This window comes from Aminobacter sp. P4_H6_2, from assembly GCF_056400805.1.
In genome coordinates, this window is sequence record NZ_JBFUKO010000463.1 from 1 (window position 1) to 4,433 (window position 4,433).

The 4,433-nt window shown below is 60.3% G+C and carries 3 protein-coding genes; 2 read left to right on the plus strand and 1 reads right to left on the minus strand.

The window, feature by feature from the left end; all coding sequences use genetic code 11:
- Nucleotides 1-168: 168 nt before the first annotated feature.
- A complete protein-coding gene (locus tag AC1DUU_RS24350) occupies nucleotides 169-2,553 on the minus strand; it encodes an arylsulfatase (protein WP_476785951.1) in 2,385 nt (794 codons plus the stop codon).
- Nucleotides 2,554-3,201: 648 nt separating this feature from the next.
- Between AC1DUU_RS24350 and AC1DUU_RS24355 the strand changes: the two genes are divergently transcribed.
- Together AC1DUU_RS24355 and AC1DUU_RS24360 are read left to right on the plus strand one after the other, a co-directional pair.
- Nucleotides 3,202-3,879: a Crp/Fnr family transcriptional regulator gene (locus AC1DUU_RS24355; RefSeq protein WP_476785952.1), complete on the plus strand. Its 678-nt coding sequence runs from the start codon at nucleotides 3,202-3,204 to the stop codon at nucleotides 3,877-3,879.
- A 147-nt stretch (nucleotides 3,880-4,026) separates the two neighbouring features.
- Nucleotides 4,027-4,433 (plus strand): Crp/Fnr family transcriptional regulator (locus tag AC1DUU_RS24360; protein ID WP_476785953.1); only part of this gene is annotated, 407 nt, incomplete at its 3' end.

Below are 4,433 nucleotides of genomic sequence, written 5' to 3' on the forward strand. Positions count from 1 at the left end.
ACGCCCTACAGGGGCGTTGGGGGGCTCCCCGCAGAAGGGGTAGGCCGAGACCGTAGTTTTTCCCTCGTCAGGCGAGCATCCTCAAATGGCTGCCTCAGACGTTGATGCCCAGCATTGCCAAGAAAGAGGCGGCGAGAGCCTTGCTCGCCACCTCCAGCCGGTCGGCGCTTAGTTCAGGTAATCGACCTTCAGATGCCGGATCTTGCCATTGAAGGCGAACGGCTTGCGGTCGAAATACGCGAGTGAGACAGGGGAATAGCTGTCCCGGCCGACGTCAAAGGCGTCATTTGCGGTAAAGGTGATCGCTGTCGAGCGTGGGACACGCCCCTTGCTGACCTCTTTGCCGTCAACGCGGATGACGATGTCGAGAGGCGCGGGGCGGATGCCGTCAGCCTTGCGGGTTTCGACCTCGATTTTTACTTTTCCTGTCGGGAGTGGTGCGGAGGTTTGCAACTGCGTCCGTTCGATCTCGAACAGATTGTACTCGTAGTTGAGCTTCCCGTTCTCGATCCAAAGGGCGACACCGCCTGAGACGGCACCGAGCGCGTAGAGTACACCCTTCGAGTCGGGCTCTAGATCCGCATCAATCGTGACAAGATTGCTGCGCGATCCCAGTCGCGGTGCGGTGAACTCGGGAACGCCAACGACCTCCTGCGTGTACTCGAACGTCTTGGCCGGATTGGATGGTGCGTCTTCCGGGTGGAAGACTGCGGACCATAACCCCCCGCCAACCGGATAGACCTTGTTGTCGTTCGCGCTGACCTCGAACCCGTTCTTCAGCTCAATGAGCTTGTCTGGATTCGCGGCGGCGATGTCCTTCGCCTGGGAGAAATCCTTCTTGAGATCATAGAGCTCCCAAACATCGTCCTTTGGCGACCATTTCATGATCGAAGGATCGACGCCTGCTTGCCAAGGCACTCTCGGCCCGAATGCGGAAGCCATCCAACCGTCCTTGTAGTAGGCACGACTGCCCATGACCTCGAAATACTGTTCCTTTTTGTGTTCCGGCGCCGTCGGAGACGCGAAGGAATAGGTCATGCTGGTGCCGTCGATCTGATCCTGGCTCACGCCGTCGACAAGCTTCGGCGGCGTGATGCTCAGGATGTCGTAGATCGTCGGCACGATATCGTTGACGTGATGGAATTGCGAACGCGGGGTCGTGTCGGCCTTGATCCTGCTTGGCCAGGACACTGCGAGCGGCGTGCGGGTTCCACCAAAATGCGCGGCAATCAGCTTGGTCGACCGGTATGGGGTGGAGCCAGCCCAAGCCCAGCCGGCATGATACATGTTGTCCACCTTGGGCGAGCCGAGCACATCCAGGCCACCGAGCTCGTTCATGGTGCGAATGTGATCCTTGATCTCGGAAGGAATGCCATTCTGCGCCAGGAGCTCACTGATCGTGCCGTTCTGGCCTTCCGCACTCGAGCCGTTATCGCCCCAGATATAAAAGACGAGCGTGTTGTCGCGGATGCCGAGCTCGTCCAGGGCATCGATCAACCGGCCGGCTTGGGCGTCGGCATGCTCGGTGTATCCGGCGAACACTTCCATGAGCCTGCGCTGGAATGGCTTTTCATCCTCAGGAATATCGGCCCATGCGGCAAGCGTCGTCGGCCGCGGCGTCAGCTCGGTGTCTTTCGGGATCCAGCCGAGTTCCTTCTGGCGGGCAAAGACGCGCTCGCGCATGACGTCCCAGCCGTCGTCGAATTGGCCCTTATACTTGTCCGCCCATTCCTTGAAGATGTGATGCGGACCATGGGAAGCGCCGGGGGCCCAATACATGAAGAACGGCCGCTCTGGCGTCAGCGCGTGGACCTGCTTCATCCATGAGACGGCCTTGTCGGTCATGTCTTCGGTGAAGTGATATTCCGTCTTGCCTTCAGACGGATTCACCCGAACCGTGTTTTCGACGACCGCAGGCTCCCATTGCGAGGATTCTCCCGCAAGGAAGCCGTAGAAGTAGTCGAATCCGATCCCCTGACCCGCAGGCCAGTTCGTATAGGGACCGACGGCCRTGGTCTCGTTGGCCGGCGTGTTGTGCCATTTTCCGAAGGCGCTGGTCGCGTAGCCATAATAGCCTAGGACCTTGGCCGCGGTTGCGGATGTGCGCGGGATCCGGCCGGAATAGCCATCCCAGTCGTTCGCCAGTTCGGCGATCTGGCCGTAGCCGACGCGGTGGTGATTGCGCCCGGTCAGCAGTGCCGCTCGGGTGGGTGAGCACATCGCGGCGTTGTGGAAGCGGTTATAGGTGATCCCGTCTCCGGCAACGCGGCTCAACGTGGGTGTATCGATCACGCCGCCGAAGGTGCTCGGAAGCGCCGGACCAACGTCGTCGAGCATGATCACGACGATGTTCGGCGCGTTGGCCGGGAGATGCGACTTCGCCGGCAGGGGGCTGTAGGTCGACTCCGCGATCGTCGGACCGGCCTTGCTCCCTGAGGGCATTGGCGGAAACGGCAGCGATTCCTGGGCTGCCAAGGGTGATCCCAACATCAAGAGCGTCGTGCCTACGCCTAAAAAGCGCGCTCTGAAACGGTGACTAGGAGGCGGTTTCATTCATTTCTCCATTGATCTGAGCCCATCCAGAAAGTTCCGGCACGCACGAAAATCATGCCGACGCGCGCACTCTCCGATGACAAATCCGTCTGAGCCGTCTCAGCCTGCGTTGCCAGCCTTCCCGTCAAGCTACATCACGATCGCGAGCGCACTCGCGACCCGCGCAAACCCATACCGGGTATGGCGATTGAGATTGTCCCGGTCGTACATTTCACGAGATTCATTGTGTCGCCCCGAGCAGGCCGCGCGGACCAGATGCGCCTTGGCTGATACGGCGGAGCGGCAGACGTACCGGCCATACGAATGACGTACGGAGCGGCAGAGTATCGCCGAAGCTGAGGCCGAGATTGGCCGCGGGGAGAGGCGGCAAGGAGGAAGCTCGCCTGTCGAGCGAGGCAGCCCAGGCATAGCCGGTGAAGGAAAAGCTCGGTCCGTTGGACAGCAGTGTCGGAGGAGGGGCAAACGCGAGATCAGCAGCCAAGGGCGGCACTGAAGTTAGAAGATCGACCGCGGCGGCAACAATGGAGCCAAAGTACAGGCTCCGATTGATTCTCCGCGGCAGGACATGCGCGGATCCGTGGAGCGAGACTGTACCGCTGGAACAATCTCTTAGTTTGAATGTGCTATGGGCTCCATATGAGCCCGCGATTGATCAAAAGAGACGCCGCCGAGGCCATTCTCCTGCAGAATGGATGGCTGTCCTATCAGCCCGAGGCTTTCCAGAAGGAGGTCCTGCGGCGCTCAATCCTTGTGAATCTTGCGCCAGGCGAGCTGATTTTTGGCTTCGGCGACGAACTGGGAGGCATCTATGGCCTCGTCAGCGGCACGGCGATGATAAACACCGCTCAGCCAGACCACATCCCGCAGTTGATCAATATCGGCGCGCCTGGTGCCTGGGCCGGAGAAGGCTGCTTCCTAGCACGCCAGCCGCGGAGCGTCGAACTACGCGCCCTGGTCGAGACCTGGCTCATGTACCTGCCCCTTGAGCAGATGGACGAAATGGCCGATGCCGACCCGATGGTCGCTTACAACTTCGGCCAGATCGTCATGACCAATGTCGACGCGCTCATCAGAGTGATCCATGACCTGCAGAGGGTCGATCCCGATCGCAGGATTGCCTCCGTTCTACAGCGGGCGCGGTGGATCGGGGAGCATCCCCTCCCGTTGACGCAGTCCGAGATCGGCACCGTAGCCCGCGCGTCGCGCAGGCAGGTCAATGCCGCCTTGAAGCGTTTTGCGGACTACGGATGGCTGAAGACTGGCTATCGGTCGGTCACCATCCTCAATCCCGAGAAGCTACGGCTCTTTTCAACCGAAGATGACTAGGCCAACCCGTCTAGGCGGAGCGCTTCTCGGTTCTATGCGAGGCTGTGATTCATGAGCGCGATCTTGATCAAACGAACAAACGCAGAGGCCATCCTCCGTGAAAACGGATGGCTGTCTACACAACCTGAGGCTTTCCGGAGCGAGGTTTTGCGACGCTCCATCCTGCTCCGTTTCGCGCCTGACGAGGTCATTTATCACTTCGGCGACGACCTTGGGGGCATCTATGGCCTTGTAAGCGGCGTCGTTGCCGTCAATACCGCTCCGCAAAGCGATGCTCCGCAGTTAATCCACATGGGCGTGCCTGGTGCCTGGACCGGCGAAGACAGCTATCTGATCCGCCAGCCGAGGCGGCTCGAACTGCGCGCAGTGACCGAGAGCTGGGCGATGCATCTGCCCCTTGACCAGATGGCCCAGATGACGGCTGCCGATCCGACGGTCATTCGCAATTTCTGCCAGAATCTCCTGAACGGCGTCGGCGTGCTCATCAGGATCATCCACGATCTGCAGAAGCAGGATCCCGATCGCAGGATAGCCTCGGTGCTGCAGCGCATGAC